Here is a 26,917-nt window from a genome sequence, read left to right as displayed (position 1 = left end):
GCTAATTCAAGGACCATTGCATGATCGCTACGTATAAATTTCTTTTGTCCTGCATAACTATCATGCGTATTTTTTAAATATCTTACTGGGACCATGATAAAAAAGACGGGGCGAACCCCGTCTATCTCCTTAGCTGCCCGCTGTTACGCTGTAGTCAACGCCAGTGATGATTGAAACAGCCGCATCGCGGCGACGTTGCCAGTTGATCCAGCGTTCAGCACGAACAGCAACGCTGTTTGTCTGGAACATGCTTACCAGTTCAATCGGTGCCGGGGTGAGGGAATCGTGAGTTGGTGTGCTTTGCATTTCCAGAGACGCTTCAGTTGAAATGTCGATAGCAACACCACCATCATCAGCCAGATAGATGTTTGGCGCATCCACCAGGATCAGAGAGTCGTCGATATATTGACTCACCAGAACAGGAAGACCGTTGAACGTACCGCCGAACATGGTCATGTCAGGATATTCACGCTGACCGAGTGCGTTTTTACGCTGTGAAAGCGTCAGTGCGGTTGTGCTGGACATCAGCCAGACAGCGCCAGTCGGTGCCAGGTTCGCTTCAATGAACACTGACAGCGCAATGTTCGCATCCTGATCAGGAACACCGGTTGATGCAGATGACGCCGCGCCATTAGTCACTGAGGCCGGAGAAACACCATCAACAGCGGTTTTCGTCGGATCAATGAAGTCGGTGTCCAGACGTTCAACCACGGCATCGGCCAGAGACTGACGAACAAGGGAATCGGCTGATGGAGTTGAAAGACGAATGACTTCGTCAGTCAGAACCGCAATGGCTGCGACTTTGGTGAATCCCAGCGTGACTTGACTGAAGTCGAAGCTGGTCAGTGGCTTAGCTTTACCCTCACCTACCCAGTTCGCCGCGCCGCCTGAAGTCTGGCCTTTGATACGAACGTTGAACGGAATACGGGTAAAGCCGGGAATACCATTCGCACCGAAACGACCGATGATTGTTTGAGGACGAAGGAACTCGATGAAATCAGCCGTGTAATCCTGAACTGTTACCAGATTTCCGGCCCAGTTCGGATCAGTCGTTGACCCTGCACTGATCAGATCCTTCATAACACTCTGAAGCTTGATGTCGTCGGGATATTGATGTTTTGCCAGGAATGCTGCTTCTGATTTCATGCCTTTCGCGGCGGCGAGAAGTTTGGTCATTCGGGCAAAACCAATACCCGGTTCAAGTTTTTTTTCAACATGAATGATTGAAGGTGCCTGGACCGATTTCACCGTTGTCACCGTGTCGCCTCCTGCGGCCGGTTGAACGGGTTTTGCTGTTGAGGCTTTCTGAGATTCCAGCTCGCGAAGGCGTGAAAGGTGAGCATCGACACTTTTCACCTCAGAAGTGATTTCGTCGTACTTTTCAGTTTCCTCTTCATCCAGAGTACGGCCATCTTTAAAAGCCTTTTCCATTACCTCAGCGCGTTCAGCGTCCAGTGATGCACGTTTCATTTCGAAAGATTTAATTTGTTCGCCAATATTCATCTTATTTCCTTCATTCTTTCTGATTGACTTAGTTACAGGTGCTGAAACGCCAGCTTTTTTCTTGAGGTGAACAACTCGGGGATTGTTGTTGGGAGGAGAAACTGGGTTGCCAGACGCGGCGCGTAACTCCTGGTCGATACTTTTAACGGTTGAGATCGTTCCCTCAGCGTTTGCCGGTACGGTCACAACTGAAAGTTCGTACCACTCCCATGATGAAAATCGGATACCGCCATCATCAATAAAGGCGTATTCGATAGGTCTGAAACCGATAGAAAGCCCTTTCACCAATCCGAGCCGGATGGATTGCCAGGCTTCATCCAGACGCGCCGCGAGCTGACTGGGAGCATCAGCGCGAGCGAGCTGGGCTTTTATTTCAATTCCATCGTCCGTGACACGAGCGGATGTCACCTCCCCAATCGGGGATAGATGGTCGTGTTGCCAGAGCAAAGGGATCGGTAATTTGAACTGAGCGCCGTCAGGCATGACGACATCACCATAACGATCCGGGGTAGGCGTTGTTGCCACGCCTGTTATTTGCCTGGTGTTCTCATTGACTGCTTTAAGTTGCAACAAACTGACGGCGCGTTGATGTTCCATCGCCAGACTCCAGACACAAAAAAAGCCCGAAGACGGGCTTACTTTGTTCATTTTTTGAGAAATGGATTTGTTAAGGTGCGAGCTTATTTATTAAGAACACCATTAACTAACGAGTAAGAAATTGGATAAAACACAAAAAAAACAGAAGGTAAGCTATTCAGAGGATTCGTTTCAGAGGTGGAATGAATTTAAACAAATTTTACTCGCGATTGTCGTTCTTCTCGTTACATTCGCGACCCTTTGTCTCTTAAAAACCTAAGGAGTAATGATGTTTTCTAAATCATATGCTGTCGATCCTCAGCACATTGACTTTCAAGGGGTAATGGATGGCCTGTTTTATCCCTTTTATTTTGAATGGGCGCGTCATGCCTACTTCAGCGAAGAGTTCGGAATCAATCTTGATCAACTTTTTGAACTAGGTCATATGTATGTCGTTTTAGAATACAGGATGAAATTCAAGAAAAGTGTTCATCGAAATGAAACGGTCGTCATCACTTGTCATGTTGAAAAACATGAAAAACCGACTCGTGTCAATGTGGTTCAGAAAATGTTCGTCGATGGGGTCATTGCGGCTGAGGGAAATTTTGTTTGTACTTGCATGATCAAAGGTCGCCCAAGTATTCCCCAAGTCATCAAGAATTTGATTTAAAAATTTTGGGCGATCTGATCGCCCTCCCACTCTTTTCAAAGAACTTTAGAGAAAGATAATGATTAAAAAATTAGTTGAAAAGATTAAGACTTTTATTCTAAATGGCAGTAAGTATAAAGAAGTTGACGGCATTCGTTATTACATTATCGGAAGTCATAAAGCAAAAGTTGTTTATGATGAACATCTCGGGTTTTATGTTGGAGATTTTGTCGAAATGCGCGCAATGACTTCCTTTTATGCCTATTATGAACAGGATATTCACAGCGCAGGTAATGAAGCGCTCAGAAACTATTTATGTTATTGCGAGAAAAATGATCTTAATCCGATGAAGGAATAAATAAAGGAGCCGCAAGGCTCCTTATTATTTACTTCCAAAACCCGTGAGAATCATAACGATAGGGTTTAATAAAGGATGGTAAGTCACTTAATGTATATTCACAATCAAGATAGATAGAACAATTTATCATGGGCATGTAAATACTCCGCCCATGTTTTACGCCGATATTATTCAAAAGTTCGTCAGAATAAAACTCGCCACTCTTTCGCATGGAAATTAGATCAATGATTAAATCAGATTTTTTCATTTTTATGCCCTACATGTTTCAAAAAATTAATTTTCACAAATAGGAACGATAAAAAAATCATAATCTATGCGATTTTATATGAAAAAAGGCCGCTATTGCGGCCCTTTAACTCAATCCTTCCTTTTTTCCAACAATTTGATAACGTGGTTTAACCTGTCATTTTCATCTGACTTGATAGCCATAATCAATGCGACTATCCAGCCGATTAAGGTCCAGCCAAACACAAGGTTCGTCAGGATAATCGCCCAAATGTTTAACCGATAACGAATAATCCCTATGAATGTTGGTAAAAAATACAATACGATCAGAAATAAAATTGCCATTAAAATTCCTTAAACAAAAAACCTGGCGATTTAACTTACCATCAAGATAATATACAATGTATATACCTTGTGAGAATTTTGTTTCATCGAAATTTATGATCTTGTCATTCTGAATCTAAAAAAACGGATCCATTGAAGCTAATTAGCCTCAGGGAGGCTGTTATATGCCAAAAAATCAGGCCACTATCGTTCCTCATCGTTTCGAAATGATTACCTGGAGGATATTGAATGAGAAAGATAGCTATCATTGGGGCTGGTCAATCGGGGCTACAGCTCTCTATAGGATTATTGCATCATGGGTTTGAAATTACACTTTTCAGTGATAAAGACAGTAAAGATTTACTTTGCGGTAAAGTCATGTCTAGTCAATGCATGTTCAATACTGCTCTCACTATCGAACGTGAGTTAGGTCTTAATCAATGGGAAGGGAAAGCTCCGCCGTTAATCTCTAGTGAATTCCACATCATTCAACACGATAATCCATATAACGCCATTTCTTTCGATGCAGAACTCAAACAGCCTGCATGTTCAGTAGATCAGCGACTAAAAATTGCTTCCCTAATGAAAATGTTCATTAAAATGGGCGGGAGTTTTATCAAAAAACCAATTAATCTTTTCGATCTTGATTCTCTGACTCACGAGCATGATCTTGTCATCGTTGCGACTGGACGAGGCAATTTATCTTCAGCCTTCCAAATAAATAATAAAGAATCTTGCTTCTCAAAACCTCAACGTAAACTTGCCTTAACTTATGTTAACAACCCTGAAATCGAATCAAATTCAATTCGATTTACTTTGATTCCTGATGTTGGCGAATTCATTACCTTCCCAGCACTTACACTGACAGGTAATTGTGAAATTATGACATTTGAAGCTATTCCTGGCGGACCATTGGATTGCTTTGAAAATAATGTTACACCTGAAAAACATCTTAAAACTAGTTTAACAGCCTTAAAACGTTGGTTTCCTGATGAATATCATTACTTTCGAGAGGCAACATTAACTGATGCGAATGGATATTTTTCAGGTCAGATTACACCGATTGTACGTCATCCGATTCTAACTTTACCCTCAGGAAACTCAGTTTTAGGGATGGGCGATACAGTGGTATTAAATGATTCAATAACTGGGCAAGGTGCTAATTCTGCTGCTAAATGTGCTGATATTTATTTGCATGAAATACTAAAACATGAAGGCGATTTCAATCCTGATTGGATGGAAAAAACGTTTAGTTTATTCTGGAATTATGCCTCACATGTCGTCAACTGGACTAATTCAGTCTTGTCACCTGTAACTCCTAATCGGGAAAAAATCTTTAAAGAAGCAGAAAACAATCCTGAACTTGCAAGCAGGATTGTTAACGGTTTCGACAACCCCTCAGACTTTTATCCGTGGTGGTTTGAATAAGAATTCATAAATAAAAGACAGAGTAATCTTTCTTCGTCGGTCCGGGATTGAGCGCCATCAGTGAAACGGCATCAAATAGCGCCATGAGCGGATCGATTTTTCCAACACCACTCGCCTGTTTGGTTATCAGCGTTGCATTGCTTGAGGTGACAATTTTTGCATTACCCACACACCAATTCATTAACGGCTGATTCGCATGGATCAACGCTCCCTCAGCAAGCTTACGTTCAGTAGTTTTGATTGCGCCACCTAACCGCCAACCCTGACTGATACCGATGATTGAATCCTGAGGAATTCCGGCTTCAACCATCGCATCAAGCAGCATTCCAACTCCGGCCGGGTCCATACCGACCTTATCAAGAAGACCTGCTGTAAAAATCTCAAGAACGAGCTGACTGATTTCTATGAAATCGTCACCGACCTCTTCGATAATGGTGAAATCACCATTCACGACAAAATCGTTAAGACGGCTTTCCTCACTCTTACGGCGTTCTATTGCCTTGCGTGTTGCCCAACCATGAGACCATGACAACCATTGTCTTGTGTGTTTATCACGTCCAACAATGGAAAGCCCCAGTAAATCATCAAGACCGCCTCCATCAATACCAACACAGATGACCTCGGAACGAGAGAGGATTGAATTGAATGTGATTGACGGATCGGCTTGCTGTTCCCAATAATCAGCGCCTGGCCATCTGTCGTTTCTGAGATTCAACCCGATTTCAATATTCAGATGTTTCGCGAGAAATTGCTGATACGTTCCATCGGTTTTATTTTTGTATTTTTTGAATTCGCCTTCTAACCACTCCCGACTAACAGACCGACCGATATTCGGGTTAGTAATGTAGAAATTATCGGGATCCTCATAAGCTTTACTTTCGATCATTTTCTGAGGGAATTCATATAAAATACCGAGGGTTTTTTTATCCTCAATATTCCCATCCCTGACGTCTCGCCAGTAATCAAGCTTCTGTTTGAAAATCCCCGCTGGAGGTTCATCACTTTGAGTGGTCAGAAAAATGACCCAGCCTTCATTTCGCGAAACCTGACCGCCTAACGCTTCCATGAACATAGATTCAGCTTTGGCGCGTTTACCGAAAATCCATAATTCATCGACAAGAATTCGTCCAGATTTTTTACCTGAAACTGTATCTGTATCAGCCGCGACGACCTTTAGCGAATTCCGGTTGACACGATGCGTGATGGTTCGGGTGTGATCCTGAACATGAAAAATATCGGATAACTCTTCATCAGCCCTGATCATTGATGCAGCAGGTTTGAAACTGTTATCAGCAACCTCTTTCGTGGGTGCAAGAATCAGATGTTCTTCATCCTCGCGCCAACACAGGATAAGCGCTGTCAGCATGATTCCGGCTGCTATTGTCGATTTTGTGTTTTTTTTGCTAATCAGTAATCCATATTCACGGATCATCTGATTGCCAGTCTCGATGTCGTAACCACCGAAAATCGCCAGAACAAAATCAAAGACAAATTGATCACTACATTCGCCGAATGTGGGTTTCCCTGGCAGATCTGAGACTGTTAATCGCTTGAATATACTCAACCCGACGTTCGCAATCTCGGGGAAAATTGGTGGGGGTATGATCGATTGCCTGTTGATTAACCGAGATTCCCAATCTGGACAATCGGTCTTCCATGTAACCATTTTTAACCTTAGTAAAATAAAGCTCAGAATGAGAATCTTTTAGTCTTTAAGTTAAATACTATCTTTATTTAACTTGAGGTTTATTCAATGCGATCATATCGGTTACTTGATGATTTTAAATTAGTGAAAGATTATGAGACTACTGAGGAAATCACAAAAAACATTGAGCTAAATAAATTCATGCTTGGGCTTATATTTTCCTCACTCAGTCTCCCCTATCAAATGAAATATATCGGTGTTCTTGAAGAGCTTGGAGGAGATTTTAAAGAAATGGCTGAATATCTTCGTAAATTCAAACAGGAAAAAGACGCCACTGAGACCGTTTTGAAAAACTAAATTGAATTATTGACAATCAATTTAGGCGGGGTCATTGCGGTAAAAGAATTTGCCGCCTTTTTAGCTGCTTTATTTTTTGCTTCTTTTTTACCCGCCTCACCTACTTTCGCTGAAACATAGGGAGCAAGCTTCGCTGCTGCATCTAGCGAGAGTTTAGGATCAGTGAACAAATGATCGTTCATGATTCGACGCATGATGACGAGGGGGTCTTCAATTTTCTCAGTTCTCACTAGCTCTGGCATCTGTTTTTCCTGAGCTTGTTCAACTACACCTTCCTCTTCAGGAGATTGAACAGTATCAGGGTTAACCTGAGTTTTTTTAAGACGTTCAATATAAGCAAGAACATCTTTATTCTTAGAAAGTTCATGGCCTTTATATTTTGCACTTGCCGCACTGTAACCAGCCTTAATAGCTGACTGAGTTTTGTTCTCACCACTCATCCAGATTTCGGCAAAATTCCTTTTTTTTGTGGTTAACATGCTTTTTCTCTCTTATTTTTTATTTGAAGCGTGCTTTTTTGCGAATAATTTTGCATGGAACAAGCAATCTTCAAAGATTTTACCGTTCTTACTTGTTGTTGATGCGCGACGAAAATATGAAACTGCTTCTCTTGCACCGATATTTACTGCTGTTTGGTCATATCCGAGGCGAGTTAATTCAGTGATGATGTTCTTTTCAATAAACTCAATTTTTGTCATGAACTTTATACAACCTCAAGATCGAAACCTGGGAGTTCAAGTTGTGAGATTTTTCCGACAACATCAATCGCACTGGCGATCATCCTTTTTTCTTTCTTTCTTTGCGTCATCAATCCGCTTCCCCTCTGGCCATGTTCCTCAAATGAAAAACGTTCAGCCTGAGTGACTCTGTCTTGCATCTGAGAAACGGTCATGTCTTTGAACTTTGAAAAGTCCATTAAATTGACATTAACACGCCCCTCAAGCTCGTCCATTCGGTCGAAAACCTTAGCTTGGGCGTCATAATCGTATGACATCGCCATTAAACAGGCTTCTCGACGCGGGAATTTGTAGATTTTACGTGTATTTACAGCTCCCTGGCCTGTTGTGAAAGGAACATCTGCTAAAAATTTAGCACATGTTCCTCCCAGTACCTTCGGGACTTTAGCCGTGAAATTACGGTGACTGAGTTTCGAAAATTTCTTGCAGGGGAAAGGCAATCCTTCAAGCTGAGCTTTACTGGCGCGAACATCATTGATGAAATCCACCAGCTCAAGACTTGTCATCGTGACAAGCTCTACAGCGGGAAGGAAAACTGTTTTTTGTGTCATATCACCCTCCTCTGTGTGACAGCCTCTTGAGAGGATTGATTAGTAAATGATCTACCGGCTATAGTGAACGGTAGATCACCCCATAAACCAAAAAAAAAATTTAAGTGACTGGGGGCGAGGTTTAAAAAAGCTTGCATTTCTATTTTTTTTCATACCCCCCCCCAAAGAATCAAAGATAGAATTTTTTTATTTCGGTGAGAAATAACTGCAAACTCAATTCAATATAAGCTCTTGATTATAAGACACATTTTCCCATATCAACCTTCAGTCACTATTCTTCATCATTCTTTGATTTAGCAAGATTTTGTAATTCATCGAACTTGTCTTTCCCAATTACAACTACTGACTTATTGTTTTTCAGTGGGACTAAGAAAGGATTTTTGAGCGCTTCTTCCATTGCATCCCCAGCATTACTTGCAATAGCCAGGATTGATCGTTGTTGCATTTCCATTTTTAAACCTCGGTTGTAGAATTAAAAGATAAGTAAAAAACAAGTGAACTATGATTCACTCCATGTTGTTACTACCATCTGAACACCACCTAAAGCCTTCGCTTTCATATAGGTAACAACGGGTGGGCGAATCTCTAAAACTGTTCCCATTAGAGTATGCCAGGCTGAGCTATCAGCTGAATCAGCGTATAACATCTGACCGCTGATAATTGAAATATGAGCACCGTTGGAGCCATCTGTTATCTGAATAGCGTCCTGAGTTAGGTTAACCAAATCAGACATAAATCCTCTTATCAGTTAATTACTGAATGTGATTTGAGTGATATAACGTGTCGCCCATGCTTGAGAGGCCAGAGGTAAAGTCGCTATATCACTAACGAACGGAACTGTTGAGCGTGTTCCATCCGAGAAGTGAAGGACGATGTTCTTAGCACCACCTGGATTCTTTACAGTCACAGAAGAGGCTAAACGGGTATTTTGCTCGTTTCTGTCATTGAAAATTGGAGATGTCGGGAAAGTACCTATCTCAAGCTGCGGCGCTTCTGATTGCATATTAGTATCAGTAAGCCGCCGAAAGACTGAAGCAACAAAACTCCCGACTGGAACACCTGGACAATGCTGATAAAGATAGCTCGTAGCACCTTCACGCTGAGTATAAAAGCGAAGTGTTGATTCAATCGTATTTTCAAATGTTAAAATGTTTCGTTGCCAGGTGGAATCAGTCCCTGGATTCACATCTGGAGAGAAGAAAAATCGAGCCTCGGATTCGTTATATACATTAATAAAAATTTTAGGTGTTTCAGTGTTTATGATATTGAACTGACTTGTCTCAATAGCACCATAGGTAATAGTTGAACCTTGAGAATACATCCATGTTGCTGAATTTCCAGGCGGCGCAATATCAAGCGCCACAGTATCAGGAGCATAATTTATAGTTTGCCCCTCAGGTTCGTGCCGTCCAATTGCAACACTATCTTGATATTCAAGAGGCCATTCATTCTCATTCGATGTTGCAAGAGCTGAGAATGAGTCAACATAAGTGTGTGATGGGCCTGAATAACTAACCCTCGAATCGAGCGTTTCGGCTGTCAAGTCTATGGGTGATAAATCAGGAACATTAGACAGATACTTTATCCGTGTAATGTATCGTTCACCCCAATTAAAAGTAGCGAATGGAAGGGAAACTGAATCAGCACCGTTGAAAGGAGAGACCTCAAGAGATAAATCATCATAAACAATAACAATACTTTGCGAATCACCAACCTGAGCAATGGATACTGATGATTCTGTGCGAATTCCCTGATTAGCGTCCTCAGTGATTATCGGAGATGTTGCGTAAGGATAATTGCTGTTCTCAATCATCCCACATCCAGCGGGGAAAGTGACTTCATCTCCAGCTTTTGCAAACCAGGAAAAAACATAATCACCGATATTCAGTGCCGAAGACGGTTCAATAAATACAAATGTGTTCCCTGAAGCATCATTAATGTTGCGACCAATCCAAATCCGAACAACACTGTTTGCTGTTGGTGTTACAGGAAAAACAAGTCTATTCCATTCAGTAGACAGGGTGTAAGGTGTTCCAGGAATCAGATCAACGCCTCCAATATCTTGTGAAATCAGATAAAACGCTGAAGCAACTGGAATGAGGCACATCGCACCACCATCAGGGGCGCTTGTTTCACCGACTATCAAATCAAAATCAGCACTGGCCTTTACATTATTCGAAAGCGCAATTGCACGGCAATTCGGAAGATAGTTAGTCGTTTGAGGTTCCGGGAAGCTGCGACCTATTGCAACCCCATTCTGATATTCAACTGGCCATTCGTTTATGTTTGAGGTTTGCAGAATCCCGTTTTGATTCCAAAACAAATGTGGTGGACCTGAATAAACAACGCGGGAATCAAGACGGCTTAACAGTAAATCGATATCAGAAAGATCGGGTTGAGGCTGAATTACTATGGCTTTGCCGTCTTCTCCTGACACCTCACATGTGCTCGGAGGAATATAGCCTGAATTAACTGATGGGCCACCGAGCAATGATGATTGAGGACTTGTAATCATCGCAAACCCTTACTTGTCAGAATTGACTCAAATGATGAATGATTGATCATTCATCAGTTCAGCAAATTCAACGTTTAAAGTCAGACTTTGTTTTTTTCTTATGGCATCCATCGGGACCACAACAAAGTATTTGGGTATTTTCTAAAATGTCCTCTCCGCCAAGATAAAGCGGTGTTATATGGTCCAGCTCGAAACCATGAGGATATTCTGTCAATTTGCCGCAAATCGCGCATCGAGGATCGGCTTTCCACATCTTAAGACGCCGTTGTTGAAGCGTGACGCCGGTTATCCTCTTATCAGCAACTTTGAGCGTTTTGAGGCGATGAGGATTGAGGTTTGAAAGACGTGGTTTCAACGTGCTCAGTCTGGCCATGTTCCCTCATTTCTGTATAGTCGCCACGCTTTACGGCGTTCCAGGCGCTTAGCCTTATCAGGATGTTTTTCAACAATGTCACTATCAGCGTGATCAACTAGTGAAAAGACAGGGTAAATCACCCTTCCCTTATAGTTTGCACTGATTGCATAATCCGCGCCCAGGCGCTCATCCCAACCTTCCAGAATTCGCGGCAGGAAATGGCGAGGAATCGAATAGCAGACACCATGAAGCAATTTTCCGAACATAACATAATCAAGCTGATGTTTATCAGCATCAATTAAGCGCAGCGCGATTTCTATCTGTCGTTGTGGGGGTCTGCCAGTACCGAGATAAAAACTCAGAATATTGTCAGGAAATCGGTCGAGCCATGAACTCACCAGGCCATCAAAGCCTTCAACAATTAAAGCGTCATCCTCAAGGACAATCACTCGTTCTTTCTGAGTCGAGGCCCATTCGAGCGCCCGACGATGGTTCCAGTTACTGCCGTTCTTGCCTGGGTCAATGAATAACGTTGCATCGAGCCGTTCTGAAAGCCGTTTTGCGAGCACTTCACGAGAATGATGGCCCACTACACAAAATTTCACTTGTGCTGCCAAAACGCGTATTCCTTTCCTGTGCCATTCGTCTTAAAGACTGTATGAACAAGTGGACCTGTTATCAGTCGATCCCTGTGACGATATCCGACTATGCCGAAAGCGATCATGTCACCCATCGCAAAGGGCTTTTTGCGTTTATCCCAAAAATTCTCAGATTCGACTTTGGAATAAATTCGAAGAATTGAATGAGCGAACATCATTACATCCTCTCTCGAACCGCCTAATAAACCTGCATTAAGCATGACATCATCCTGATGAATGGAAATGAATTCCTGATAAATCCGTTCGGGATGATGAGTTTTTGCCCAGTCATCAGCATAAGTTTTCGGTTCTGAACCGACGTAGATTTTCCCTGGGATCATTTTGGTCCAGGGTTCATGGAGCATGACTACGTCCGTCCCATCCGTGACCCAAACATTCTCAATGTCTGGATGGTCTCTGAGATATTCCCAAACCCGCAACCATCGCAAAAAATAGACATTGATATTCGATTCAGGGACGCGATGAAGGCTGGCCTCCTTTGGAGCGGATTTGAGCTGGTCAGCGAGAACAATGGGTGTGGCTCCCTGAATTGAACTAGACCATGCGTCCAGTAATACAGGGTTAGGCTCCAAACGTTTATTCCGCTGCGGGTCAGGATTTGCGGTGAAAAACGTGGTCAAAACAACGTTTGAACCTTCAGAGAGCGGTACAAAATCGCAATACTCGGTCTTCATACGAAGGTTGTATATACCAACATTCTTTCTGACTTGTTGCTCTCGCTCTGCGCGGTTAACGGAGCGCTTAACATTCAGATGTTCATCCAGCGAGTAAATCAGACGATTTGACCCGACAACATCAGCAAAGGCCCAGCTGGTTAAGCCTGAATGATAAATGCGAAGCGCTAAGTCAGCATGTTCATACATTCCACGCTCATAAATCGGGTCAAAACCACCAACCTGTTTGATCGCTGAAACATGGTAATACAACATCACACCACGCTGTCCGGTGTATGCAATGTGTTGCTTGTCGCTGAATAAAACAGCAATATCCCGAATCTTGATATTTATGGCAAGATCCAAAAACTGATAGGAAAGGTGCGGTTCTGGCGAACGAATATATGGCTGTTCCCATGATGGTGAAATCGGCCATGCGTCATCATCAAACAGGAACAGCTCTTCACAACCTGCATCTATTAGCGCTTTCAGACTCGCATTCTTAGCGGCAACAATCCCGCGTGAATGAGGAAACCTGACAAGATGAACTCCTTCAGGTACGGTCGCCGGCACTGCTGAACCATCATCTATCACGACAATTTTCGCGCCAGCCGGAAGAAAGTTTAGATGATTTTCTAACGCTTTGATTAACGTGTCTGGCCGATTATGAGTCGTTATAGCGATACCGATTTTAGAATCAACGCGTTTTGTTGGTGAATATTGAACACCATTAATGACAACATCCATTTTTAATCCTGAGCAAGGGTTAATGAGGTTTAGTCATAAAATGTAAAAGTGCAAGTAAAGCCGCTAATTCCTGCTCACCTTCATCTGTATCAACACATTCCGTTTCATCAGTCGGGTCATCAGGCAAGAAATGCAGGTTGAGGATAAACTGACCGTCATCGGGTGCAAAATCATTCATGACAGCTTTTAAGCGGTCAAATAGTTCTTCATGTTCAGGTGACAAAGGTTTGTTAGTGTCGAGAGTTTCAAACATAACCATTTCACGTTCATCGCAATCAGAACGAAGAATTGATTTGATTCCGACCTTTCCAACTGAACGTTTTGGGTTGCCTTTGACCATGATCCGTGATGGCAGCGGAATAGGAAATTCTGTATAGCCATTTACGCCAGCATTGATAATCTCGCCTTTAGAGTCATATTCTGACCAGTGAAGAGGCGTATTCAGCTTAGTGTTACCGTTTTCTAAATGATGAATAACCAGGTCGTATTTTAACGTGTCAGACATTAACTTTTATCTCTACTTAGGTTGAAGTCTTTAGGAATATCAGAGCGCTTAAACGACTTCAAGAATCGAGATACACATTCGCACACATTGACACGACTTAAAGAGAGGAAACACTAAGATTTATACTCCCGTCAATACCTAAGGATTTGAAATGGTGAGAATATTAACGCCACATCCTGGAGAGGAAATTAAGCGTCTTCTCAACATCCTGAATGTTTCACAGAACAGGTTAGCTTTCGATATCGGTGAATCCCCTGTGTTGATTCACAGATTGTTGAAACGCAAATCTGCATTAACGCCTGTTCTTGCTATCAAAATTGCAAAGGCAATCAGTTCAACGCCTGAAGCATTACTAGAAATGCAGGCCAGGCATGATATTTCCAGAGCAAGACGCACTGAAACAGCTGAGAACGTCCCGATATACCCTTTGCCAGAACGGTTCCAGGATAGCTCAGAATGACAGGTAACAATTCGTAAAATAGCTAAAGTAACTTCGATTCATTGAGAGGAGTTACTTTTTATGGCTGAAAAACTTCATCCCCATCCTGGACTGATTCTCAAATGCAGATTGAGAGATCGTCATATATCTGTTTTGGATTTTGGTACTATTATAAAATATTGCGATTCAACAATTATTGAAGTCATTGAGATGAAACGCGCTATCCCTTTTGATTTATGTGAGCGTTTAGCCTGGTATTTTAAAGACGATGCAAGTTTTTGGCTTAAGTTACAAATCAATTATGACCTAAGTATTGTGGCGTTTGAGACAAGTTATCCCAGCCGCCACAAAACAGACTTAATGACTATACCGTTACCTGATCGTTTCGGCTGAATCTTTTTTTTCTGTTGATTCTTTTGTGTAAATCATATCAACAAAGCACAAAGCAGAAATGACACTCAACTTTGCCTTCTCAGGGTTTCCGGTCTCCAGGAAACCCTTCGCTTTTAAAAGTTCATCACGCACCATGACGAGCTTTTTTTTATGACTTAAATTCATGGCCTACCCTCACAAATAAAGCGCATCACTAATCCGATCAAGAAGGTTCTGAACAGTCGGTGTGATTTCGTCTCCAGCCATCGCAATAAGTTGCGCATAATCGAGAACTTTTTCACATCGTTCAAAATCATTAATGATTGTATTCAGATTTTCAAGAATGTTCTTTGAAGTCCGAAAGTAATCATTTTTTAGCTTGTCTTCGAGTGACAGCGAAATGATGTCGTTAATCATTTTGCTGTTTTGTAAGATAGGTTCTTCAGCACGAATCTTTTTGATCAGCTGAATCTGTCGCAACGTCGGACGTGATTCAGCAAAGGCGATCAAATAAATCGTGTCGATAAGGACAATACCATAAAGCAAATCTTTATCTTCAACAGAAAGCGTTTCCTCAGTTTGTTGCATCACGTCTCCTTAGGTAGTCATTTAATTACTTATGGATTAGGATACAAACGATACTTCGCAAAACTGAAAAAAATGCTTAGTCTGTGCGATTTGTCAGATAATAATCGATATCAAGATTCAACGTCTCAGCAAGCTCCATTCCTAAAACCTCCTCAGCGTCAGTCATTTCGCTGTCTCGTTCTACCATAGACAGATAAAGCATGAGCAATAAATGGCCACACTCTGGACGTGCGGACAAAGGCTCAAGTGAGATAAAGATCTGATCTATCGTGCCATGAAAATCGCGTTCGAATTCAGCTTTAATCCTTTGCGCCAATTTGCGAGACATAAATCGTGCATCATCGCAAAGGGACAGCTCTTCGAATTCGTTATTAAGAGTCTCTTTAAGCTGTTCATCAAACTCGCCATTTGCGAAGACAGCCAGATACATCACCTTAATCCGTGCGATCAGCTCGTTCACGGTTATCTCAGTGGACATAAATCACCTTATGACTGTCGGTCTTTCATCATGATGTAAAGCGCAACAAGGAGGACGACATCAGAGAAAACTGATCCAATTTGTCCGAGCAAGTGAAAGACGAGGAAAAAAGCGATAAATCCGGTAAAATAGAGATTCTTCGGATACTGATTCATTCCAGATGGTTCTCCAGACGCAACCCTAAGATAAGCGCAATCTGTTCGAGAACTTTGAGTTCTGATTTCTCGATCTCACCATCAGCACCGGCTATGGCCACAGCGACATCCAGCACATCTTCAGCCTCGCGCTGATCCCCTTTCACATCTTCGATTTCACGTAATGCAGCACGACGACCAATTTTGAAATCTGTCTCAAGAAGATTAATGATTTTCCCTGAAATTTCAGCAAGCTCGCTTGTGAAATTATACAGGACTGGATTCGTTTTCAGAACCTGGTCGATTTTGGCACGTTCAAGGGGGTCACAACTTCCGTCAGCATAAGCCACCAGCCAGGCCGCATTAACAACAGCCTGAGCAAGATCGCGTTTATCGAATTTGTTGATGTCACTGGTTACGCGACGAGCGCGTTTTTTTAAAAAATTAAACATGTCATTCCTTTTGAGGGTGAGCCAGTGCCCAGGAGAACACCCACAGAGAGAGACAGGCGAACCCACCTGACTCACCCTTGAAAGGCTCTCTGATTTAGAATCGCTTGGGCAAAGCGAGGTAAAAAAAAAGCCTGAACATTATGTTCAGGCTCGTAAATAAAAACGCAGAGGGATGATGTCACAAAATGATTAAAAGAAGCTGCCTGTCTAATACTGCCAAAGCCTTCTGAATAGTGTCAATTTTAGTTGTGTGGTTTAAATTGAAAATGCGTGAGATTTCCTGTCGGGATAATCCGAGCCGGTTTGCGAGTTCTGTGTTTGAAATCCCATGCTCAAGGACTGCGTTGAGCAAAAGCAATTTGGCCACCACGCTTGAGGCTATCTCAATGAAATCCGCCCCGGATTCGTTGGGTAACGGGATCATCTGGCGTTGGTTGAAGAACGTTTCAAATGAGGCAATCACCGCATCATGACACGCTTGAATCGCAGATTCACGCGTTTCGCCATGACCTTCAGCCTCTGGAATGAGAGGACAGAAAGCGAGAAAGCCACAAGAACAAGGCATGACATCGACAGGGTATCGCATTTTACATCACCGACGCTGTTATGAAGGCGGCATTGTAAACATAATTGCTCCCCGCAACCAACCGAACTGAGTGAAAAAAAGACCCAGCCTTGCGGCCGGGTTAAGCTTGCAAATGTCGCTCATGAGGGTATTTCATTGTTATTGTTAAATTGCAAAATTGAATTCGTCACTATAGAGATTCATCGCCTGACAAATTTCACTCAAAGTGTCCATTTTTTCGGGAGGAATTTCACTATTGCTCTTTACAACATTTAACGTCATGTTCATGATTTCAACGGATTCATCATGACCTAGTTTCAATTCACGAATATCGTCAAGAATTGCATCGTGACCATCTTGAAAGTTTATTTCTAATCGCTCACGACATTCATCGAGCGCAACAAGCGAAAAATCAATATCATTTTGAAGACGTTCACACTCATGAATCTGGATGTATATTTCTTCAAGCTCGCTTTCTGTTGGTTCACCATTGGTAAAAGAAATCAGTGACATACTTGCAATTGAAGCAAAGGCGAACTCTTGATTTTTAGTCAGTTCCATAAGGATTTCTCACACTAAAATTATTATAAAAACGATGGGGTGTGAGCTAATTCTAACGAGGACGGAAGAACTAGATACTTGCATTTTTGCAATTAACAGATGATTAAAAAAGAACCGGATTGAAATTTAATCAATTTTCCAGTTAATGCGAATAATAAGAAATAGCTCAATTTAATACGTTTTCGGAAGGAGCAAACGTAAACTCTTTGTCGCCGACTGCTGTCATCGGCGTCTAAAGATGGATTCCAATTTGCTTTACTTAGGGCGGTCAGGACTGATCGCCCTCTTTTTGACCGCGTCTCCCCAACCTCCCGTTATGAACCACAATAGCTGATAGTGAACGCAGAACACCTGGAATCAACCATCAGGATTCACAAAGGAAGGCCGGGAGTATGAGAGAGCCACAGACACAAAGGAGGTTGAATCAGAAAGCATCTGGCGGTTTTTTGACTCTCTGCGCTCAGCTTATGCAGTTTTATTCAATCATTCAAGTTGACGAAAGTAATTTTCGCACTCTTTAATAACTTTTTTGATGAGAAACTTTTTTTAAGGCGTTATTAGCTCGATTTTCTTCACTAAAACACACCTGAATCAACTCCTCAAAGATTGGTTTTATGTGACGTGAAAACGTGGGCTGTGAAAGCTCAGGAATGATGGCCTTAAGCGCTTTAAACAATGCGCTGGCTTTCACACGTTTAAAACCGAGGCCATTACACCGACTGCATTTTTTCATCACTCTCTGGCCAGTTGCGGCGATCTGCTCGACGTCCCGGATGAATCCACGACCGTTACAGCTCTTACAACGATGTTCAGGTGATGCAGCGGAACGGGTGTAATCCTCATAAGCGAAAAGTGAAATCAGGTAGATCATTCTGGCTCGTTGCCGCCCTGAAAGGTCAAGTGTCATCCGCACTTTCATGAGACGAGAACGAGTCATTTTCATCAGAAACGTGACTGCCCTATTCTTATCGTTCTGACTGATACCCATCTTCCCAAAAAAAGCAGACATGCCAAATCCGGCTTCAGCCTGAGCAAATCCTAGCGCAGCCATTACCTCAGGAGTTCTGAGTGTGTTTTCGTCAGTTGAAGGTGACACGGGTGAAATTGGTGAGGATTTTGGAAAATGGAAACGAACTGTTTTTTCAAGATTCATCTTAGTTCCTTTCTTGCCCTGAGCTTTAGAAGATGATCCGCACGGCGGGTAAATATATCGATAATCCGAATCAGATAAGAAATCGAATGATGGTGAAATTGATTGTCACATTCGAGTCTGATGACAATTGATAAACCAAAGCGGGAGATCAGCCCTTTTCGTAAATTTTGAATGTTGCCTGAAAGTGTTCTGTTGCAGTGCCAGCAACACGTAACACAGTTAAACGTATTGAACCTTAGCTGTGCAGCTCTCGCACGAGAACGAAAATGGCTGGCATCTACGAACTCACCAGATTTATTAGGGTCATTGTCGTTGAGTTGTATACCGCAAGCATGGCAGGGCAACCCTGCATCACGAATACGAATATATCTGTTAAAGGCGTTTTGGGCCTCGCGATTATAATCGCCCCACTCTTTTTGTTTGGGATGAATTTGTGAGCGTAGTCTTTTTCTTTCCTGGCGGTGCTGATAACGCTCTTCCTGTCGTCGATTCCATTCGAGAGCGCATTTGTAATTTCCGCAAACGTGTTGAGTCGAAAGCCAGGGAACAAAAAGGGAATTACAAACTGGACAGTTTTTTTCTTTTGGTTTCGCCATTATAAAACTCTCTGTTAGAAGGTTTACAATCGACGCTGAGGAAAAGCCAGTTTTTAAACTGGCTTAAGTTGAACGGATTATTGCCAGAACGAATTGATATAGGATTTATTTGAGCGCGGGATGTATTGCGAAACAGGTAAAAAGGCACTGACAACATAAAATCGTGGGTCTGCTGTCAATGTTTTTTCAGCTGAAACGCCACGCATTTTATAATCCCTGATCAATGAATTGGCCTCAATTTCATTCATCGGGTAATGCTGAAACCATGACTTTTTCATTTTACAACCTCGTTTTCCTTAGCAATTGATCGAAATGATAAACGACTGAATTGTCGCGACAGGATTCAGTGACAGGTCTTTTTTTACTTTTCTTTTCATCCTTTTTTTTGGGTGAATATGGCTTTCGTGGTCGGTATGAACAGCCAAAATCGGGAAACATAGATGTCAGCCGATATTCAGTCGTGTCCTTTAGCCCCCTACGTCTTCGAAGCTTGTGTTGTTTGAACATCTGAAAGATGACATCTTTTACCAAAAAAAACGGAATCGCATTCCGGCAATTAGTATAAATATCATCTATTGTCCCTTTCTCGAATTGATTGAGAAATTTGGTGATTATTTCCTCAACCTCCTTTGCCATTAACTGATTTTCGTGATCCATGATACCCCTTTATCTTTATCAGCGTTTCACCAGCCTCATGAAGAGCAAGATTGACATCATTTAATCTGAACTGAGCGGTTTTGACTCTGGCGCGCGTATTGACCTCTTCACGCTGTAAGTTTTGAAGGTTCTCTCGAGATTTTTTGATTTCCGACCTCAGCCTCCTCAATTCCCAATCCAATTTGGTTTCTTTTTTGGCAAGCGAAAGGAGGTAATCAAAACTGTCCATAGCCTGCCCACAGAGACGACAGCGAATTGACCGGTTAAATTCATCAACGAGGATATTTGTATGAGGGCAGAACCTGGACTCATTAGGCTTATCAGCCTCAACAAAATTTTTCATTTCATTGATGTCATGATTCACGTCATATCGCTGAACAAAACTTACAATCTTTTCATCACCTCCAGACATCGTCATTCCTCTTGTTTTCGTGATAACTCAAAAAATTCTGAGGTCGCTGGAACTTTGAGAAAGCACCCAATATCAAGTGACCAGCTCTGAACTTGCGTCATGAAATGATGCATTTCAGAAGCTCTAAGCTTAGAGGTCATTCGTAACGATTCCCTCTCAATCTGAGCGCCTGTTTTGACATCGGTATAAGTATTTGTCTCAAATCCAAGAAATGTGAATTTCATAGCATCTTTGCACCATTCCGGTGAGCATTGTGAGCGACCACGTTTGATTAAGAAATCACTCAGCTCTTTCATCCAGAGGTGAAATAAAGCATTTTGTGATAATGTTCGCCGTTCTGACCACGGTTCAAGTCTAAGACGAAAGGATCGCCCTCTTCGCAGATCTTCAGAAATGGATTCAGAAACAGTAATAAAATTTTGGCTAGTTAAACGGATCCCCTGAGGCGGGATATTCATTACCCCTCCTTACAGCAATCATTTTTAAAATGTATGCGCTGTTGCGCTATTTCAAAATAATCTTTGTCGATTTCGATTCCGACAAAGTTAAAGTTATTGATGACAGCTGCCTTCCCAGTTGAACCACTTCCCATAAAAGGATCGAGAATTGTCCCGTTCTCAGGTGTGACCAACTTACAAAGCCATGACATCAAATCTGTTGGTTTCACAGTAGGATGAAAATTCAGGCCACCTGATTTTCGACCGGCTCCGGCGCGAGGACTCTCAAGACCTGCTGAATTCTCTTTCCTGCCAGTCATTTCAGCATTAGATACATAAGCGGATGTGACACCTTCATTCCTGTCTGATTTGCTAGCTTTTGGGCAGTAGAAGTATCGTGAGGCACTTCCTGAATCATCGTATTCGCAGCTTTGATGATTATTCATTAACCAAGTTGTACCCTGTACAACTTTGTCACGACCTTCAGCAGATCGTTTGTTACTGGACTTTGTTTGTGGAAACAGGCTGAGCACATCATAGCTTCCATCATGACATAGATTTGCAGGCCATCGCCCGCTCACGTTATCATTCGTTGGTTCAACGCGACAGGCATTGATGTTTATCGCGCCTGTATCATGCTTCAGGACATTATCAACAAGATTACCTGTGAAAGGTTTTCTTGCCATACAAATCGGTTCATGAGCTGGTTTCAGACCCGTTCCCCATCCATCCCATTTGATAGCCTCATCAGTGGCTGGTAATGACAGATCCCAAGAGCCAGCATAATCACCAAAAGCAAGTTTTCCATCACTGGATTTTGTCACCCCAAAATTATATTCCTGACCGATAACTTTTCTTTGCGCTCCAGCCAATTTATCAATAGATTTGCTGACATCAAGAGACTTAGGGAACCCACTGCCATAGATCCACATAATCTGATCACGAATGTCAAAACCAGCAAGCCTGATAGCGGTAACGCCTAAGTCATAGGTTCTGCTACCAAAAAAAGACAGCAGATGTCCACCAGGTTTAAGCACTCTCAGACATTCTTTCCAGATAACGGGACCAGGTACAAAACTATCCCACGCTTTACCCATGAAACCATTACCACGATGAAAATAATCATCTCCTTCTAACCACCGCTTTAGCACTTCAAACATATCTGGAGTTTTACTAAGCCCATAGGGAGGATCCGTCACAATACTGTCAATGGAATCAGAATCGATAGTTTTCAGAATATCGAGACAATCCCCATTAAGCAGGTTCAATTTCATTAGAGGTCACTTTGTTGGAAGGTACAGAGGGAATAGAGGGGAAATGAATCCCCCTTTTCGTTAGTGACTGGCTTTTAACATTGCTCTGATTTTAGCGATGTGTTGTTTTGCAACCTCTGGCGAGGAAGCAATAACATTTTTTTGTACCTGAGGAACAGGCTCGGGAATGGAAAAACCGTTATCAATTTTTTTCGTGAGCTTTTTTATTTCATGCTCACAAACTTTGTGCGCTTCGTTAACAGTCAGATGACCAGATGACATTTTTGAACTAACCGCTGTTACAAGCCAATATTCAGCATTAGATTTCCAGGGATATTCCTCAGGTTTGGCAAATTGAAATCGACGTCCTCTGAATGTCATCACCAAATCATATAAATCTGATGCCGATGGAAGGCCATAAAGATTTGCTGATTCAGATTTACACCATGAGATAAATTCACCAGGAGAAGGAAGGAACGGTTTTTCATGTTTCCTGGCCATTCTCATTCCGGCTTCAATCTGGTCAGAATGATAGATTTCATTTTCAGCGATAGCTTTAACCCACTGACGGCGCAATTCATCTAACATTTCCTGATCTTTGATCATCGACATCATCGCGGGAAATGTTGCCCTGAGCTGTTTGAATAAATCGTTGAAAACCTCAATGGCCTTTTTCGGGATCTGTTCAGATTTTTTATAAGGTTTAGATTGTGCAATTAATGAAAGTTGCAGCGCATCACGATTCTTTATGGCTTGCGCGATTTGCTTCATAATGTGAGTCCTTCAGCCCAGTCAGAATTATCAAAATCAAGTTCGTTTTGAACTCTGGTGGTTGATGTTTTTTGTTTCGCTTGCTGACTTTTAGGAAATATATTCTCCCAATGCCGACGAAGCTTATAAGGACTTAACACATTCGTTTGCCAGAATCCATCACAATTCGCCCATTTGAAAGTTTCGGCGATACTCCTATGCGTGCAATTTTTTGATTCCCTCAGAAGTCGAATGTCATTTGACCATGAAGCCCAGCTGGGTTCTTTTGCTGAACCGTCAATAACACTGACAAGCGAAAATATCCATTGGGCAAGACGTAGATCCTCCGATGTTCCCCAAAATTTGCCAGAGGGCGAACTAACAGCCCTTTCAGCCAGAATGGTAGATCGGGATCCTTTCCTGGATCCAATGTTTTTTGTCCGAGACGAAGAGATCTTTTTTAGATCAGTATTAGTATCAGTATTGTTCTGTGAACTGTCAGGTGTACCGTGTGGTGTACCTTTAGGAGTACCGTTGGGTGTACCGAAGGCATTATCACTAATTACCCATAACCCCGCATCAATACTGCATTTTTCGGATGTTGGAGGTGTACCGCCGGGTGGACCGTCATGTATACCCGGACGTGTGCCGGTGGGTGTACCTTCCTTTTCAGATAAAGTGATCGTCTGATAATCACAGTAGTTGATAATAAAAACGACTAAAGCTGATGGATGACTGTTCAATTGGATCATATTTTCGCGTTCAAAGAACTTTAGGATCCGTAAAACTTGCCGTTTGTTGATCGGTTTCTTATTCGAATCAAGGATGTGAGATCCGATGATTCTGCAAGTCGTCACCAATTCACCAGGATTCAGGGTCCAGGCCACACCTCGAAACTCGACAGTTCTTTGACGAAATGCGGCCTCAGAAAGCAATCTGACCCAAACGGCAAGCTTGAATGGATCGTGAGACCATTCACTTAAGAAAAGGCTTCGAAACAGCGAGAAATGTCCCTGTTTCTGATTTATCACTTTGTTCCCTTGTGGTTTGGTTATGTCAGAAAAATCATAGAGTGTGAAACGTGGCTTCATGACACGTCTCCCACAAGTTGATTTGAGAAAATAACCTTATGATTTGTACTGCTTAAAATTGCGCGTTTTATGAGACTTTTGATGGTACAATTCCGGCGTGAAGAATCAGGATTCATAATGTTCACCTCTGATATTCAGCTAAAAGGTTCGCCTCCGCATGGTGAACCTTTTTTTATGTGGATTCAGATGATCAGTGTGTAAAGAGAAACAGAAGGTTTTCGGCAGATAGCCTTCTGATTTTCTTGAAGATTTAAAGAAAGTGTGATCGATGTTTTTGCTGTTTAGTTTGTCTCTTTGCGATCAGAACCCTCAGGATATGACCGCATCTCTTTTATCAACAATTCAGCGACCTCCTTCGCCAGTCTTCTCAAATCATCATCCTCAACCCCGTACCCAATAAAGGCGAGAAACCGCGCAAACTTTGGGATGTGCGTTTTCTTCCAACGAGAAATCTGAGAGCGGTCGATCCCTATAGCTTTCGCGATTGTCTCTGTTCCATGAACGTTTATGGCGTTTACGAGAGTAGATTCAATCTTTAAAGCCGTGTGAATCTGTGTATCTCTCATTGGGTAATCTCCTAGTTCTTGTCATTGGTATGTGTGCGAATACAGAAAGCGGTCCCTTGTGATAAGAAAACTACTCAGGTTTTACTTTTGTTACAAAAGATTCACAGAAGGACGCTTATGTAATAGACATCGCCTCCGATAACGATAGGAACCACCATCCTGTATTCACTTTTTTTGCGCTAGAATGCGCGAAATCTGAGCGAATACGAAAGTAATCGCTTTTCAAATGATGCTGATTGTTAAAGAGCATTGAACTGTTTCACTAAGGTCGAGGAAACAGTTCGGGTAAATCAGGGCGGATCTGGTGGGGCTGAAAGTGACCATTTGTCGCACGAGAAACCGCGTTGACATGTTCAGGTGAAATCGCGTTGTAACCGTGTAACCACTTCCAGACAGCCCCTTGCGTGACACCGCAAGCAACCGCCAGTTTCTTTTGGCTGCCATACTGCTTGATAGCAAACCGAATGATGTCATTCACTGGTTTTAAATACCTCAGTATTCGTTGAAATGCAAATGATAACTCTCCAGGTCGTTGTTTTTCAACATCTGGAAATAAAGAGGTGAAACTGATATGTCACTTGCTGACCGCTTAAGGGCCATGTTGATTGAGAGAGGACTCTCACAAGGGGAATTGGCGCGTCGAGTTGGAGTTACGCAGGGAACAGTTTACAAAATTGTTTCAGGCCATGCTAAATCAAGTAAACGAATTGTTGAGATTGCTCAATCGCTTGGAGTCCGTGCAGAATGGTTACTTACGGGTAATGGTGAGCAATATCTTGATGATGGCGTGCCATCAAATTCATACCCGTCAGGACAAGCGAACAGGAAAATTTCGGAAGGCTCTTCAGTCGTTATTCGTGAGAAAGACAATCAGTTAGTTATCCCTCTTCTCCCTGATATTGAAAGCGCTTTTTCATCACTGCCCTTTCCTTTTACTGAGTATTCAGGCCCAACAATGGAGATAAATCTCGAAGACTTGAAAGGCTCTCTCGCTGACGCGTCCCAGGCTGATTTGATTGCTTTTGTCGTTAAAGGTGACAGCATGGATCCGGTGTTACCGGAGGGTTCAAAAGTTATCGTTAATGTTAATGACCACAAGGTTATTGATGGTAAGATTTATGTTCTTGATCAAAGTGACTGGAAACGCATTCGGACTCTTTATCGCTCTGGTCCGGCTGAACTGACCATGAAAACCTTCAATGCTGCTTCATATCCTGAAGAAAAAATAGCCATGAACGACCTTACTATCTTAGGGCGTATAATTTTCGCGCAACGTACCTTATAACCTTCAAACTCAATATGTTAAGCCTGAAATCTCTATTTCAGGCTTTTTTTTTGTGCATTTTTTAACTAATCCATTTCGCGACTTCCGTCACATTCTGAAACCTCGATAACGACTTGAGTAGTTGACCTATCCAATCCCTTAGGATTTAATTAAAGCGTTGAACGGCGCAACTTCATTCGTCGGTCGCCCGGCGGGTTCAGGAGGAATGGCAAGGGTGCGAACTGTGTATTCATCCAGGCATTCTCTTGAAAAGAGCATGGCTGAATGAATACTTAGGTCTGAATGCATAAAAAAATCACACAGATTATGATTCTTTTTTTCCTTGAATGGTGTTTCCTACTCACTCTTCCTTAACAAACTTAACTCAAATTTTTCACCCGTTTTGTGAGAATTTTGTTAGGGGTGCTAATACCTCCCGAGTCTGCTGGAAGATGGATTAACGAAGCCCTTCCCTAACGAAGGAATCCTTTGAACGTTTCGTTATAACGAATCACTTGGTTATAAACTGGAGTTATGATGCCTGCCTTAAATCTGCCTAATAAACTTTGGAGACCCCTTGCTGAGGTTAAAAATTTTGTAGAGAAAATGAGTGATGGTGTTCGTCTTCCCCAAATGAGTCAGAAGGTCAAAAGTTTTGCATCACTCAGCCGTAAAGATAAAGATATTCTGATCCGTTATCTGAACGAACGTGATTGTATCAATGTCATTCAGGCCAGACCGTTAAACGGTGGAAATCTTACCACCTTTTTTTTTCATCAAAAATTTGGGCTACCCACTTCTATTCCCGGTTTTGATTGGGACGGCAAAGCGCCGAAAATAACCATGCCAGTTGAGGAGAATGTTTTGCCCATCCCCGAGTTCGACGACAAAGCGGTTGTTGATGACGTAGATGACTCTGTTGATGAACCTGAAAAAAATTATCTCAATGCATCCTCTGTCTCTTCGATTCAGGACATCATAGAGCCTCAAGCAACAAAACCTGAAAAATTACCGATTAAAAACTCAACCTCGGGGAATGTAAAAGATGACTCAAATGATCTTCGAAAACGTGCGCTTGAAATGTTGATGGCTGCTGATAGACAGGACCAATCCAGAGTTTCAAAGGTTTTGTCTGAAGACATTAAGCCCAAAATCGACGAATTTATTATTCGGCTGAATACTGCGAACGATGCCGTACAAAGTACGCTTGATACTCTTTATGATCAGATGGGGGAAGTTGATAAAATATCGATGGAGTTTAAGAAATTTTGCGCATCACTCTAAAAAACTATAAGGCCCAGTTGGGCCTTTTCTTTTTCAGGAGAAAAGATGATTATGTTGACTCTCATTCAGTTCTCTTAT

At 42.2% G+C, this 26,917-nt stretch carries 37 protein-coding genes; 8 read left to right on the top strand and 29 right to left on the bottom strand.

Going from position 1 to position 26,917, the window contains the following annotated elements:
- Positions 1–129: 129 nt before the first annotated feature.
- Positions 130–2,100 carry a phage major capsid protein gene (locus BY447_RS00370; protein ID WP_097097470.1) on the bottom strand — a complete coding sequence of 657 codons (1,971 nt, stop codon included), beginning with the start codon at positions 2,098–2,100 and terminating at the stop codon, positions 130–132.
- A gap of 268 nt (positions 2,101–2,368) precedes the next feature.
- Here BY447_RS00370 and BY447_RS00365 point away from each other — a divergent pair, with 268 nt between their 5' ends.
- Positions 2,369–2,749, top strand: a complete 381-nt coding sequence (locus BY447_RS00365; RefSeq protein WP_097097471.1) for an acyl-CoA thioesterase — start codon at positions 2,369–2,371, stop codon at positions 2,747–2,749.
- A gap of 58 nt (positions 2,750–2,807) precedes the next feature.
- On the top strand, positions 2,808–3,086 hold the full coding sequence (locus BY447_RS00360) for a hypothetical protein (protein WP_097097472.1): 279 nt from the start codon (positions 2,808–2,810) through the stop codon (positions 3,084–3,086).
- 357 nt (positions 3,087–3,443) lie between these two features.
- Here BY447_RS00360 and BY447_RS23615 read toward each other — a convergent pair whose 3' ends face one another.
- Positions 3,444–3,656 carry a superinfection immunity protein gene (locus BY447_RS23615; RefSeq protein ID WP_097097473.1) on the bottom strand — a complete coding sequence of 71 codons (213 nt, stop codon included), beginning with the start codon at positions 3,654–3,656 and terminating at the stop codon, positions 3,444–3,446.
- Positions 3,657–3,884: 228 nt separating this feature from the next.
- On the opposite strand from BY447_RS23615, the gene BY447_RS00350 reads away from it, so the two are divergent.
- A complete protein-coding gene (locus BY447_RS00350) occupies positions 3,885–5,063 on the top strand; it encodes a styrene monooxygenase/indole monooxygenase family protein (protein ID WP_097097474.1) in 1,179 nt (392 codons plus the stop codon).
- Positions 5,064–5,067: 4 nt separating this feature from the next.
- Here BY447_RS00350 and BY447_RS00345 read toward each other — a convergent pair whose 3' ends face one another.
- Positions 5,068–6,729 carry a terminase large subunit gene (locus BY447_RS00345; protein WP_097097475.1) on the bottom strand — a complete coding sequence of 554 codons (1,662 nt, stop codon included), beginning with the start codon at positions 6,727–6,729 and terminating at the stop codon, positions 5,068–5,070.
- A 123-nt stretch (positions 6,730–6,852) separates the two neighbouring features.
- Between BY447_RS00345 and BY447_RS00340 the strand changes: the two genes are divergently transcribed.
- Positions 6,853–7,065 carry a hypothetical protein gene (locus tag BY447_RS00340; protein ID WP_146210974.1) on the top strand — a complete coding sequence of 71 codons (213 nt, stop codon included), beginning with the start codon at positions 6,853–6,855 and terminating at the stop codon, positions 7,063–7,065.
- Here the strand turns inward: BY447_RS00340 and BY447_RS00335 are convergent.
- The 10 genes from BY447_RS00335 to BY447_RS00300 all read right to left on the bottom strand — a co-directional run bounded on the left by BY447_RS00335 (position 7,062) and on the right by BY447_RS00300 (position 13,787).
- Positions 7,062–7,544 (bottom strand): terminase small subunit, encoded by a 483-nt coding sequence (locus BY447_RS00335; protein WP_097097477.1) that lies wholly within the window; start codon positions 7,542–7,544, stop codon positions 7,062–7,064. The two genes, BY447_RS00340 and BY447_RS00335, sit on opposite strands and share 4 nt — an antisense overlap.
- 12 nt (positions 7,545–7,556) lie before the next feature.
- A complete protein-coding gene (locus BY447_RS00330) occupies positions 7,557–7,763 on the bottom strand; it encodes a hypothetical protein (RefSeq protein WP_097097478.1) in 207 nt (68 codons plus the stop codon).
- A 5-nt stretch (positions 7,764–7,768) separates the two neighbouring features.
- Positions 7,769–8,353 (bottom strand): Rha family transcriptional regulator, encoded by a 585-nt coding sequence (locus tag BY447_RS00325; protein WP_097097479.1) that lies wholly within the window; start codon positions 8,351–8,353, stop codon positions 7,769–7,771.
- A gap of 271 nt (positions 8,354–8,624) precedes the next feature.
- Positions 8,625–8,804 (bottom strand): hypothetical protein, encoded by a 180-nt coding sequence (locus BY447_RS00320; RefSeq protein WP_097097480.1) that lies wholly within the window; start codon positions 8,802–8,804, stop codon positions 8,625–8,627.
- A 48-nt stretch (positions 8,805–8,852) separates the two neighbouring features.
- Positions 8,853–9,086, bottom strand: a complete 234-nt coding sequence (locus BY447_RS23110; RefSeq protein WP_141400257.1) for a hypothetical protein — start codon at positions 9,084–9,086, stop codon at positions 8,853–8,855.
- Between the two features lie 15 nt (positions 9,087–9,101).
- Positions 9,102–10,868 carry a hypothetical protein gene (locus BY447_RS23105; RefSeq protein WP_141400258.1) on the bottom strand — a complete coding sequence of 589 codons (1,767 nt, stop codon included), beginning with the start codon at positions 10,866–10,868 and terminating at the stop codon, positions 9,102–9,104.
- Between the two features lie 67 nt (positions 10,869–10,935).
- Positions 10,936–11,241: an HNH endonuclease signature motif containing protein gene (locus tag BY447_RS00315; protein ID WP_097097481.1), complete on the bottom strand. Its 306-nt coding sequence runs from the start codon at positions 11,239–11,241 to the stop codon at positions 10,936–10,938.
- A complete protein-coding gene (locus BY447_RS00310; protein ID WP_097097482.1) occupies positions 11,229–11,840 on the bottom strand; it encodes a hypothetical protein in 612 nt (203 codons plus the stop codon). Before BY447_RS00310 ends, BY447_RS00315 begins: the two co-directional genes overlap by 13 nt.
- A complete protein-coding gene (locus tag BY447_RS00305; protein ID WP_097097483.1) occupies positions 11,825–13,282 on the bottom strand; it encodes a glycosyltransferase family 2 protein in 1,458 nt (485 codons plus the stop codon). The genes BY447_RS00310 and BY447_RS00305 overlap by 16 nt, the downstream gene beginning before the upstream one ends.
- A 19-nt stretch (positions 13,283–13,301) precedes the next feature.
- Positions 13,302–13,787, bottom strand: coding sequence for a hypothetical protein (locus BY447_RS00300; RefSeq protein WP_097097484.1), 486 nt, complete (start codon positions 13,785–13,787; stop codon positions 13,302–13,304).
- A 151-nt stretch (positions 13,788–13,938) separates the two neighbouring features.
- Between BY447_RS00300 and BY447_RS00295 the strand changes: the two genes are divergently transcribed.
- Entirely contained in the window at positions 13,939–14,247 is a 309-nt protein-coding gene (locus BY447_RS00295) for a HigA family addiction module antitoxin (protein WP_097097485.1), read from the top strand.
- A 60-nt stretch (positions 14,248–14,307) separates the two neighbouring features.
- Positions 14,308–14,619 (top strand): helix-turn-helix transcriptional regulator, encoded by a 312-nt coding sequence (locus BY447_RS23100; protein WP_141400259.1) that lies wholly within the window; start codon positions 14,308–14,310, stop codon positions 14,617–14,619.
- Here the strand turns inward: BY447_RS23100 and BY447_RS23220 are convergent.
- The 16 genes from BY447_RS23220 to BY447_RS00220 form a co-directional block, all read right to left on the bottom strand.
- Positions 14,599–14,784, bottom strand: coding sequence for a hypothetical protein (locus BY447_RS23220; RefSeq protein WP_097097486.1), 186 nt, complete (start codon positions 14,782–14,784; stop codon positions 14,599–14,601). The genes BY447_RS23100 and BY447_RS23220 overlap by 21 nt on opposite strands.
- Positions 14,785–14,793: 9 nt before the next feature.
- The gene (locus BY447_RS00285) at positions 14,794–15,186 is read right to left on the bottom strand and encodes a hypothetical protein (RefSeq protein WP_097097487.1); all 393 of its coding nucleotides are present in this window, start codon (positions 15,184–15,186) and stop codon (positions 14,794–14,796) included.
- A gap of 76 nt (positions 15,187–15,262) precedes the next feature.
- Complete coding sequence (locus BY447_RS00280) at positions 15,263–15,646, bottom strand: hypothetical protein (protein WP_141400260.1); 384 nt, start codon at positions 15,644–15,646, stop codon at positions 15,263–15,265.
- A gap of 169 nt (positions 15,647–15,815) precedes the next feature.
- Positions 15,816–16,250: a tellurite resistance TerB family protein gene (locus BY447_RS00275; RefSeq protein ID WP_097097489.1), complete on the bottom strand. Its 435-nt coding sequence runs from the start codon at positions 16,248–16,250 to the stop codon at positions 15,816–15,818.
- Positions 16,251–16,428: 178 nt separating this feature from the next.
- On the bottom strand, positions 16,429–16,836 hold the full coding sequence (locus tag BY447_RS00270; RefSeq protein WP_097097490.1) for a helix-turn-helix domain-containing protein: 408 nt from the start codon (positions 16,834–16,836) through the stop codon (positions 16,429–16,431).
- Between the two features lie 144 nt (positions 16,837–16,980).
- Positions 16,981–17,376, bottom strand: coding sequence for a tellurite resistance TerB family protein (locus BY447_RS00265; protein ID WP_097097491.1), 396 nt, complete (start codon positions 17,374–17,376; stop codon positions 16,981–16,983).
- A 517-nt stretch (positions 17,377–17,893) separates the two neighbouring features.
- Entirely contained in the window at positions 17,894–18,529 is a 636-nt protein-coding gene (locus BY447_RS00260; protein WP_097097492.1) for an antitermination protein, read from the bottom strand.
- On the bottom strand, positions 18,526–19,125 hold the full coding sequence (locus BY447_RS00255) for a recombination protein NinG (RefSeq protein WP_097097493.1): 600 nt from the start codon (positions 19,123–19,125) through the stop codon (positions 18,526–18,528). Before BY447_RS00255 ends, BY447_RS00260 begins: the two co-directional genes overlap by 4 nt.
- Positions 19,126–19,202: 77 nt before the next feature.
- Positions 19,203–19,403, bottom strand: a complete 201-nt coding sequence (locus BY447_RS23095) for a hypothetical protein (RefSeq protein WP_097097494.1) — start codon at positions 19,401–19,403, stop codon at positions 19,203–19,205.
- Between the two features lie 341 nt (positions 19,404–19,744).
- Complete coding sequence (locus BY447_RS00245) at positions 19,745–20,194, bottom strand: hypothetical protein (protein WP_320204502.1); 450 nt, start codon at positions 20,192–20,194, stop codon at positions 19,745–19,747.
- 2 nt (positions 20,195–20,196) lie between these two features.
- On the bottom strand, positions 20,197–20,652 hold the full coding sequence (locus BY447_RS00240) for a hypothetical protein (protein WP_097097497.1): 456 nt from the start codon (positions 20,650–20,652) through the stop codon (positions 20,197–20,199).
- The gene (locus tag BY447_RS00235; RefSeq protein ID WP_097097498.1) at positions 20,652–21,905 is read right to left on the bottom strand and encodes a DNA-methyltransferase; all 1,254 of its coding nucleotides are present in this window, start codon (positions 21,903–21,905) and stop codon (positions 20,652–20,654) included. Before BY447_RS00235 ends, BY447_RS00240 begins: the two co-directional genes overlap by 1 nt.
- Before the next feature lie 60 nt (positions 21,906–21,965).
- Positions 21,966–22,655: a replication protein P gene (locus BY447_RS00230; protein ID WP_097097499.1), complete on the bottom strand. Its 690-nt coding sequence runs from the start codon at positions 22,653–22,655 to the stop codon at positions 21,966–21,968.
- Positions 22,652–23,725, bottom strand: a complete 1,074-nt coding sequence (locus BY447_RS23090) for a hypothetical protein (RefSeq protein ID WP_141400261.1) — start codon at positions 23,723–23,725, stop codon at positions 22,652–22,654. Before BY447_RS23090 ends, BY447_RS00230 begins: the two co-directional genes overlap by 4 nt.
- Before the next feature lie 281 nt (positions 23,726–24,006).
- On the bottom strand, positions 24,007–24,291 hold the full coding sequence (locus BY447_RS00225; protein WP_097097500.1) for a CII family transcriptional regulator: 285 nt from the start codon (positions 24,289–24,291) through the stop codon (positions 24,007–24,009).
- A 262-nt stretch (positions 24,292–24,553) separates the two neighbouring features.
- Entirely contained in the window at positions 24,554–24,769 is a 216-nt protein-coding gene (locus BY447_RS00220; RefSeq protein WP_097097501.1) for a transcriptional regulator, read from the bottom strand.
- Between the two features lie 93 nt (positions 24,770–24,862).
- Between BY447_RS00220 and BY447_RS00215 the strand changes: the two genes are divergently transcribed.
- Together BY447_RS00215 and BY447_RS00210 are read left to right on the top strand one after the other, a co-directional pair.
- Positions 24,863–25,576 (top strand): XRE family transcriptional regulator, encoded by a 714-nt coding sequence (locus BY447_RS00215; protein WP_097097502.1) that lies wholly within the window; start codon positions 24,863–24,865, stop codon positions 25,574–25,576.
- 513 nt (positions 25,577–26,089) lie between these two features.
- Positions 26,090–26,839, top strand: coding sequence for a hypothetical protein (locus BY447_RS00210; RefSeq protein ID WP_141400262.1), 750 nt, complete (start codon positions 26,090–26,092; stop codon positions 26,837–26,839).
- Positions 26,840–26,917: the final 78 nt, after the last annotated feature.

This window comes from Pantoea sp. JKS000250, from assembly GCF_003201065.1.
GTDB classification, from domain to species: Bacteria; Pseudomonadota; Gammaproteobacteria; order Enterobacterales; family Enterobacteriaceae; genus Pantoea; species Pantoea vagans.
Note: the sequence above shows the minus strand (reverse complement) of the source record. Positions and strands in the feature narration are given on the sequence as shown.

Excerpts from the sequence above, each read along its gene's own strand:
- BY447_RS00370 (WP_097097470.1), bottom strand. The coding sequence starts at position 2,100 with ATGGAACATCAACGCGCCGTCAGTTTGTTGCAACTTAAAGCAGTCAAT.
- BY447_RS00365 (WP_097097471.1), top strand. The coding sequence starts at position 2,369 with ATGTTTTCTAAATCATATGCTGTCGATCCTCAGCACATTGACTTTCAA.
- BY447_RS00360 (WP_097097472.1), top strand. The coding sequence starts at position 2,808 with ATGATTAAAAAATTAGTTGAAAAGATTAAGACTTTTATTCTAAATGGC.
- BY447_RS23615 (WP_097097473.1), bottom strand. The coding sequence starts at position 3,656 with ATGGCAATTTTATTTCTGATCGTATTGTATTTTTTACCAACATTCATA.
- BY447_RS00350 (WP_097097474.1), top strand. The coding sequence starts at position 3,885 with ATGAGAAAGATAGCTATCATTGGGGCTGGTCAATCGGGGCTACAGCTC.
- BY447_RS00345 (WP_097097475.1), bottom strand. The coding sequence starts at position 6,729 with ATGGTTACATGGAAGACCGATTGTCCAGATTGGGAATCTCGGTTAATC.
- BY447_RS00335 (WP_097097477.1), bottom strand. The coding sequence starts at position 7,544 with ATGTTAACCACAAAAAAAAGGAATTTTGCCGAAATCTGGATGAGTGGT.
- BY447_RS00330 (WP_097097478.1), bottom strand. The coding sequence starts at position 7,763 with ATGACAAAAATTGAGTTTATTGAAAAGAACATCATCACTGAATTAACT.
- BY447_RS00325 (WP_097097479.1), bottom strand. The coding sequence starts at position 8,353 with ATGACACAAAAAACAGTTTTCCTTCCCGCTGTAGAGCTTGTCACGATG.
- BY447_RS00320 (WP_097097480.1), bottom strand. The coding sequence starts at position 8,804 with ATGGAAATGCAACAACGATCAATCCTGGCTATTGCAAGTAATGCTGGG.
- BY447_RS23110 (WP_141400257.1), bottom strand. The coding sequence starts at position 9,086 with ATGTCTGATTTGGTTAACCTAACTCAGGACGCTATTCAGATAACAGAT.
- BY447_RS23105 (WP_141400258.1), bottom strand. The coding sequence starts at position 10,868 with ATGATTACAAGTCCTCAATCATCATTGCTCGGTGGCCCATCAGTTAAT.
- BY447_RS00315 (WP_097097481.1), bottom strand. The coding sequence starts at position 11,241 with ATGGCCAGACTGAGCACGTTGAAACCACGTCTTTCAAACCTCAATCCT.
- BY447_RS00305 (WP_097097483.1), bottom strand. The coding sequence starts at position 13,282 with ATGGATGTTGTCATTAATGGTGTTCAATATTCACCAACAAAACGCGTT.
- BY447_RS00300 (WP_097097484.1), bottom strand. The coding sequence starts at position 13,787 with ATGTCTGACACGTTAAAATACGACCTGGTTATTCATCATTTAGAAAAC.
- BY447_RS00295 (WP_097097485.1), top strand. The coding sequence starts at position 13,939 with ATGGTGAGAATATTAACGCCACATCCTGGAGAGGAAATTAAGCGTCTT.
- BY447_RS23100 (WP_141400259.1), top strand. The coding sequence starts at position 14,308 with ATGGCTGAAAAACTTCATCCCCATCCTGGACTGATTCTCAAATGCAGA.
- BY447_RS23220 (WP_097097486.1), bottom strand. The coding sequence starts at position 14,784 with ATGAATTTAAGTCATAAAAAAAAGCTCGTCATGGTGCGTGATGAACTT.
- BY447_RS00285 (WP_097097487.1), bottom strand. The coding sequence starts at position 15,186 with ATGCAACAAACTGAGGAAACGCTTTCTGTTGAAGATAAAGATTTGCTT.
- BY447_RS00275 (WP_097097489.1), bottom strand. The coding sequence starts at position 16,250 with ATGTTTAATTTTTTAAAAAAACGCGCTCGTCGCGTAACCAGTGACATC.
- BY447_RS00270 (WP_097097490.1), bottom strand. The coding sequence starts at position 16,836 with ATGCGATACCCTGTCGATGTCATGCCTTGTTCTTGTGGCTTTCTCGCT.
- BY447_RS00265 (WP_097097491.1), bottom strand. The coding sequence starts at position 17,376 with ATGGAACTGACTAAAAATCAAGAGTTCGCCTTTGCTTCAATTGCAAGT.
- BY447_RS00260 (WP_097097492.1), bottom strand. The coding sequence starts at position 18,529 with ATGAATCTTGAAAAAACAGTTCGTTTCCATTTTCCAAAATCCTCACCA.
- BY447_RS00255 (WP_097097493.1), bottom strand. The coding sequence starts at position 19,125 with ATGGCGAAACCAAAAGAAAAAAACTGTCCAGTTTGTAATTCCCTTTTT.
- BY447_RS23095 (WP_097097494.1), bottom strand. The coding sequence starts at position 19,403 with ATGAAAAAGTCATGGTTTCAGCATTACCCGATGAATGAAATTGAGGCC.
- BY447_RS00245 (WP_320204502.1), bottom strand. The coding sequence starts at position 20,194 with ATGTCTGGAGGTGATGAAAAGATTGTAAGTTTTGTTCAGCGATATGAC.
- BY447_RS00240 (WP_097097497.1), bottom strand. The coding sequence starts at position 20,652 with ATGAATATCCCGCCTCAGGGGATCCGTTTAACTAGCCAAAATTTTATT.
- BY447_RS00235 (WP_097097498.1), bottom strand. The coding sequence starts at position 21,905 with ATGAAATTGAACCTGCTTAATGGGGATTGTCTCGATATTCTGAAAACT.
- BY447_RS00230 (WP_097097499.1), bottom strand. The coding sequence starts at position 22,655 with ATGAAGCAAATCGCGCAAGCCATAAAGAATCGTGATGCGCTGCAACTT.
- BY447_RS23090 (WP_141400261.1), bottom strand. The coding sequence starts at position 23,725 with ATGAAGCCACGTTTCACACTCTATGATTTTTCTGACATAACCAAACCA.
- BY447_RS00225 (WP_097097500.1), bottom strand. The coding sequence starts at position 24,291 with ATGAGAGATACACAGATTCACACGGCTTTAAAGATTGAATCTACTCTC.
- BY447_RS00215 (WP_097097502.1), top strand. The coding sequence starts at position 24,863 with ATGTCACTTGCTGACCGCTTAAGGGCCATGTTGATTGAGAGAGGACTC.
- BY447_RS00210 (WP_141400262.1), top strand. The coding sequence starts at position 26,090 with ATGATGCCTGCCTTAAATCTGCCTAATAAACTTTGGAGACCCCTTGCT.